Here is a 6,745-nt window from a genome sequence, read left to right as displayed (position 1 = left end):
ATCTTCGCCGGCGCCCCCGTGGGGGACGCGGACGTGAAAAACGCCCCGAACCTGGTCGGTTCGGGGCGTTTCCCTCATCGCAAATCAGCTGTTGACACCTGAGTGAACTACTCGCGACAACCAGAACGCGCCAGGAATCCGCCTATAGCAACACCTGACAAAGCAATGGCTGCGCCGACGACGGCGCTGACCATCACCGTGCGAGCATCTGTGCCGCCCGCTGTCGGTGCAGCGGCCGGGAGAACCGCCGGTGCCGCGACAGCTCCGGAAACTACCGGCGCGCCTTCGACCGCCACTGCCGGTACCGCCGCCGCCACGGCGGCAGTGACCTTCTCGGGGATGCCGTTGGCAATGACGCCGTCGATGCTCTTGAAGAACACCCCGGCCATCTTCTTGGCTACACCGGTGATCATGCGCTGCCCGACGCCGCCGACCATCCCGCCGACCACGGCGTCGGCGTCATACGAAAGCAGCGTGCCACCCTCGTTCTCCGTCAAGGTGACCGTGACGTCCGCCTTCACCGTGCCGGGAGCACCCGCCCCCGAAGCCGTCATGACAAACGAATTTGGCCGATTCTGTTGCGACAGAACAACCTCGCCGTCGTAGACGCCCTTGATCGACGCGACCCCCGCCATGATGGAGAGCTTGTAGTGATTGTCCGTGAGCTGCTCGAGCGACTGCACACCGGGAATGGTCGCGGCCAGTACACGACCGTCCTGGAGCTTGTCGTAGACCTCTTCGCGAGGTGCCGTCAGCTGCGCGGTGCCGGCGATTCTCATGCATTCTCCTCTGATGACGAACCCGCGTGTGCGAGTCGAAGTTCGAACAGTTCGGACGGTGAAATGGGCATGGACGTGATCGAGATTCCTTCGGCGTCCTCGATGGCAGCCGCGATGACGGCGCTGGTGGGGATCACACCGGCCTCACCGGCACCCTTCATTCCGAGTGGGTTGAGTCCCGACGGCGTGACGGTGTGATCCATCTCGAGCGAATCCGGCATCTCGGTGACGAACGGCATCAAGAAGTCCATGTACGACGCGTTGAGCATCTGCCCGTGCTCGTCGTAGACGATCCGCTCGTAGAGTGCGCCGCCGATACCTTGCGCGACGGCGCCCATGACCTGACCTTCGACGATGCGGGGGTTGATCACGTTTCCGCAGTCGTGGATGACAACGTAACGACGGACCGTGATCTCGGCTGTCACGGGATCGGTTTCGACGATCGCCGCGTGCACTCCCGAAGCGAAGGTGGAACTGGGCGGCGAGTAGTAGCCGGTTGCTTCCAGACCGGGCTGCTCACCCTCGGGAATCGGCGGCTTCGACATGTCCGTGTCGGTCTTGGCGAAACCGCTGGCCAGCTTCGACTCACGGTCGAACGCATATCGTAGCGGGTTCGACAGCACGGCAACAACACTCAGCGGTACGGACGTACCCTCCACTCCGGCTTCGGTGCCGATCTTGCACACGTGCCCTTCCCGGAGTTCCAGTTCGGTTTCCGGCAGATCCAAGATTCCGGAGGCGATCTTCTTCGCCTTCTCCGCGACCATCTGCGCCGCGACATGGAAGGCCGAACCCGACATGACCGCCCCACGCGAGGCGAAAGTGCCGACGGCATAACCGAACCGGCGGGTGTCACCCGTGACGATCTCGACGTCGGAGACCTTGACTCCGAGATCGTCCGCGACGATCTGGGCGAACGCGGTCTGGTGGCCTTGGCCTTGCGTCGTCAAGCCTGTTGCGGCCTTGACCTTTCCGGACGTCTCGACGACGACGTGTGCACCCTCGTAGGGTCCGGGTCCGGTTCCCTCGACGTACGCGCCGATACCGATGCCGACCGACCGACCTTCGGCACGAGCCTTCCTCTGGTACTCGGGAAATCCGTCCCAGTCGATGAGCTTCTTGAGCTTGTCGATGCCCGCCTGGTAGTCGCCCGTGTCGTAGATCAACGGGCGTCCGTCCTGGAACATCAGGCCGAAGTCGTACGGCATGTCCTCGGGGCGAATGAAGTTCGCCTCCCGCACCGCGATCTTGTCCTTGTTCAGGTACTTGGCGATGGCGTCCATGGATCGCTCCATCGCGAACACGGCCTGCGGACGTCCGGCGCCGCGGTACGGGGTCACGATCACGGTGTTGGTGTAAAGCGAATAGGCGTTGACCCGGAACGACTTCGGCTTGTACGGCCCGAGAACCTGCGTCGCGGTGTTGATCATGACGATGATCCCGTACGGCAGGTAAGCGCCGTTGTCATGCCAGAACGTGAAGTCGAACGCCAACAGACGACCATCGTCGTCGAATCCGATGTCGACCTTCTGGATCTGCCCGCGCTCGTGTGCGCTCGAGATGAAGTGCTCACGGCGATCCTCGACCCACTTCACCTCGCAGGAGATACCGGCCTGGCCGAGGCGTCGAGCGGCCCACGTGATCATGACTTCTTCGGGCCACGGGTGAACGATCTTGACGCCGAATCCGCCGCCGACGTCAGGAGCGATGCAGTGAACCTTGTTCAGCGCCATCCCCAATCGCGCGGCGATTGCGGCGCGGGCGGACGTGGACGTCTGGGTGGAGGTCCAGAACGTGAGGGTGTTCTCGTCACCGTCCCAACGTGCGTAGACGCCCTTGCCCTCCATCGGCATGGAAGCCGAACGCTCGATTTCGAGATCCAGCGTCAGTCGGTGCGGCGCGGCGGCCAGTTCGGCATCCAGATCTCCGAACCCGTGCTGCAGGTGAGCGGCGACGTTGTCCGGAACGTCGGCGTGGACGGCGTTGGCGGCGGTGCGAGCGACGTCGATCCCCACTACAGGCTTCAGCGCCTCGTAGGTGACGTCGATCTTCGCGCAAGCGTCCTCGGCGATGTACCGGTTGTCGGCGACCACCATGGCGATGGCTTCTCCGACATGCTTCACCTCGTCCTTCGCGAGGGGATACCCGTTGCGCGGAGCGATGATTCCCGGATGAGGAATGAGCAGTGGCAGGTTCTCCGCCATTTCCGGCGTGTCCGCGAGGAGATCTTCGTAGGTGTAGATGGCATGTACGCCAGGCACTTCCAGCGCCTGATCGATGTCGATGTCGATGATTCGCGCATGGGCGTGCGGCGACCTGACGAATGCCGCGATCAGCGCGTTGTGGCCCAGATCGTCGAGGTATCGCCCCTGCCCGCTGAGCAGACGCGTATCTTCCTCGCGCGGAATCGGTTTGCCGAAGAACTTGCCGTCGTCGGCAACCGAATGATCGGCCGTCGAATGATCGGAAGCGGGATGCTTCGCCCCGTTGCGCTTTGCTGGTTTGACCGGAGTACTCATGCCTTACCCGCCCGTCCTCCGACGGGATTCGTTGTTCCCCGCACTTTACGATCCAACGCCTCCCGAGTGGACGCGTCGTCGATTCCGAGCGGGAACTGCCCGGCCCGTTCACGCTTGATCTCGGCCGCGCGCAGAACCGACGCCCTGATGTTCTGGTACCCCGTACAACGGCAGAGGTTTCCCGCTATCGCGTCGGTGGCTTCCTCCCGCGTGGGGTTGGGGTTCTCCTCGAGAAATGCCGCGATGGTCGTCACGAATCCCGGAGTGCAGAATCCGCACTGCAGACCGTGACAATCCTTGAACGCCTGCTGAACCGGATGCAAAGTGCCGTCCGGCTCGACGAGGCCTTCGACGGTGGTGATCGATCGACCTTCGAGGCTGGCCGCGAGGACGAGACAGGACCGAACCGGCTTTCCGTCGAGCAGCACGGTGCACGCACCACACACGCCGTGTTCACAACCCACGTGCGTGCCCGTCTTACGGAGGTGGTGACGAATGGCATCCGAAGCCAGAGTGCGGGAGGGAAGAACGACGGTGTTCGTCACCTCGTTGAGCGTGAACGTGACAGCTACATGGTGCTCACCGGTGTCTGCTGCCAGCTCGGCAAGTTGATCATCGATGGAGCGATCGTTTTTGGACATTGTCACCACTTTCCTGCCAGTACTGCGTTCTCACTGAGAGCATCCGTTGCCGCCGCGAAGCCGACCCGCGCGGTGAGCGCGGACACCAACTGCGAGCGGTACGCCGCCGTCCCGTGAATGTCTGCCTCGGTATCTATCTGCGCGCGGGCGCATTCCCCGAGGGTGCGCCACCGCGGGTCCCGCTGATCCGTCGCCGACGCCCCCGCCAGTACGTCCGTGTAGTCCACGACCTGTCCCAGCTCTCCGGCGGACACGTACGTCATGTGCGCTTCGGCCACCAGACCGTCGACCACGCGAATCCGTGCGACGACACCGACCAGTGCGTAGTCACCGTGACGGCGCGCGATCTCGTCGATGGCGGTTCCCACGCCGGGTTCGGCGGCGGGCACCGACACCGACACCGCGATCTCGTCTGATTCCAGGCTCGACTCGAGAGGGCCGGCGAAGAGATCCGTCGACGCGATCTCGCGGGTGCCACGCACCGACTGGACGGTCACGCTGCCGCCGAGCAGTGTCAGGACTGCCGGCATCTCCGCCGACGGATCGGCATGGACGATGGAGCCGACGCTCGTCCCGCGGTTACGGATCGTGGGGTGCGCTACCAACTGCAGAGCACGGTTCAGCAGAGGCTGGACTCGACGAGCACCTTCGTCGGCCGCCAGCACCGAGTGCGTGGCCAGGGCCTGGAACCGCACTCCTTCGTCTTCGGACGAGGTCACCGAAGCGAGGTTCGGGATCGATCCGATGTCGACGATGTGGGCGGGCGCGGCGAGGCGCATGGACAGCAGCGGCACAAGCGATTGCCCACCGGCGAGCACCTTCCCCTCGTGAGAGACCTCGGAGAGGATTCGGCACGCGTCCTCGACCGAGGACGGTCGGTGATAAGTCAGCGGCGACGGTTTCATTACTCAATCCTGCCTCTATGAGTCACTTCACGTTTTGTGCAGATGTGACAACGGTCACGGGTCATACCTGGCATACATTCAACTTGGCATCACGTGAGCTGCGCCACGGGCTCTTCGCGTTCGTCATCTGACGCATTCGCCCCCGGCGTTGCGCCCGGCCGCCTCCCGGACTTCGGCCTGTTCAGTTCAGGGTTCCAGGACCCTACGAGCCGACAGAGGTGGTACATCACGATCAAGACGATGGTGCCGAGCGCGATACCTCCGAGCGAGAACGTGTCACTGAACTTCAGCGCCGTGTCGCCGATACCGATGATCAGACCGGCGGCAATCGGCATCAGATTCAGCGGGTTCCCGAAGTCGACGCCGTTCTCCTTCCAGATCTTGGCGCCGAGCAGACCGATCATGCCGAACAGAACCACAAGAATTCCGCCCAGGACGCCGCCGGGCGTCGCCGCCATGACTGCTCCGAACTTGGGCGAGAAGCCGAGCAGGATCGCGATGAAACCCGCAATCACGTACGCGGCGGTCGAGTACACCCGCGTGGCAGCCATGACACCGATGTTCTCGGCATGCGTCGTAGTGGGGGAGCCGCCTACTGCGCTGGCGATGGCGGTGGCAAAACCGTCACCGGCAATGGCGCGTCCGATGTACGGGTCGAGATCGTCGCCCGTGATTTCGGCGACCGCCTTGACGTGTCCGGCGTTTTCCGCGACCAGTGCGATGACACCGGGAAGCACCAGAACGATGAACGTGAGGCTGAACGAGGGAGCGTGGATACCGACGATCCCGTTGGCTTCGTCCGAGAACGGCGGCAACCCGAACCAGGACGCCGAGTGCACCGAATCCCAGTTGACACGAAAGTGCTCGGTGGGTGCGCCGCTACCACTGGCGGACGTGATCGGACCGGAGAGCCGGTCGAGGACCCACGAGAAGATGTAGCCGAAAACCAGCGCGACGAGAATGGCGATACGTCCCAGGAAGCCGCGTAGCGCAACGCTCATCACGATCAGTGCAACCATCACGATCAGTGCCACCCACTGATCCTGCGGCCAGTACAACCCCGCGACCACAGGCGCCAGGTTGAAGCCGATCAACATCACCACAGCGCCGGTGACCACCGGCGGTAGCGCTTTACTGATGACGCCACCGCCGAGAAAGTGGATGGCGATGCCGACGAATCCCAGAACCAACCCCGACACCAGAATCGCACCGGTCACTTCGGCCGTCGTTCCACCTTGGGCACGAATGGCGGCAACGCCACCGACAAAAGCTGCGGATGTTCCGAGGTAGCTGGGGACGTGCCCCTTGACCACCAGCAGGAAGAAGAGCGTACAAAAGCCCGACATCATCACGGCAAGTTGAGGATTGAGGCCCATGATGATCGGGAAGACGAACGTCGCGCCGAACATCGACACGACATGCTGGCCGCCCAACCCGATGGTTCTCGCCCAACTGAGTCGCTCGCCGGGAGCGACCACTTCACCGGGTCCGATGTTCTTTCCGTCTCCGTGCAACGTCCAGATCGGCATGACGAGACCTTTCGCAAAGGAGGAAGGTGTTCGAAATGCTTTGTGCCCCAGCTCACAAACACCGTGTCTGGAGTGAAACGCTAATGCAGGACCGAGATTTGGACGTGATGACAATCTGCCAGAACCCACTCACCGAGATTGGCAACAATGGTGGCAGATGATGCGGGCAGGGGTCATCGTCAGTGTTGGAGGCAGTTTCGACCGAAATGAGGACCACGCCACGAAGGGCCCAAACATTTTCTTCGGCTTAATGATTCCGTAACACGATGTCTGTCAACGGAAAACGACAGTCCTAGCCGAGGGCTGCGAGGATTCCCGCTGCCATCTCCGCGACCTGATCATCGGTCATGACAAACGTCGGCGAAATCTGCA

The 6,745-nt window shown here is 62.8% G+C and carries 5 protein-coding genes; all 5 read right to left on the bottom strand.

The window, feature by feature from the left end; translation table 11 throughout:
- Window positions 1-107: 107 nt before the first annotated feature.
- The 5 genes from RWT78_RS26845 to RWT78_RS26825 all read right to left on the bottom strand — a co-directional run bounded on the left by RWT78_RS26845 (window position 108) and on the right by RWT78_RS26825 (window position 6,373).
- Window positions 108-779 (bottom strand): carbon monoxide dehydrogenase subunit G, encoded by a 672-nt coding sequence (locus RWT78_RS26845; RefSeq protein ID WP_007735490.1) that lies wholly within the window; start codon window positions 777-779, stop codon window positions 108-110.
- Window positions 776-3,298 (bottom strand): aerobic carbon-monoxide dehydrogenase large subunit, encoded by a 2,523-nt coding sequence (gene cutA, locus RWT78_RS26840; RefSeq protein WP_314682073.1) that lies wholly within the window; start codon window positions 3,296-3,298, stop codon window positions 776-778. The genes RWT78_RS26845 and cutA overlap by 4 nt, the downstream gene beginning before the upstream one ends.
- On the bottom strand, window positions 3,295-3,939 hold the full coding sequence (locus tag RWT78_RS26835) for a (2Fe-2S)-binding protein (protein ID WP_003946048.1): 645 nt from the start codon (window positions 3,937-3,939) through the stop codon (window positions 3,295-3,297). The genes cutA and RWT78_RS26835 overlap by 4 nt, the downstream gene beginning before the upstream one ends.
- 2 nt (window positions 3,940-3,941) lie before the next feature.
- Window positions 3,942-4,844, bottom strand: coding sequence for a xanthine dehydrogenase family protein subunit M (locus RWT78_RS26830; protein WP_042448023.1), 903 nt, complete (start codon window positions 4,842-4,844; stop codon window positions 3,942-3,944).
- Between the two features lie 89 nt (window positions 4,845-4,933).
- Window positions 4,934-6,373, bottom strand: a complete 1,440-nt coding sequence (locus RWT78_RS26825; protein ID WP_314682068.1) for a solute carrier family 23 protein — start codon at window positions 6,371-6,373, stop codon at window positions 4,934-4,936.
- Window positions 6,374-6,745 lie beyond the last annotated feature (372 nt).

It is taken from the genome of uncultured Rhodococcus sp., from assembly GCF_963525155.1.
In the GTDB taxonomy this organism is placed as follows: Bacteria; Actinomycetota; Actinomycetes; order Mycobacteriales; family Mycobacteriaceae; genus Rhodococcus_F; species Rhodococcus_F qingshengii.
The sequence above is the reverse complement of the archived record's forward strand: the minus strand, read 5'-3'. Positions and strand labels throughout refer to the sequence as shown.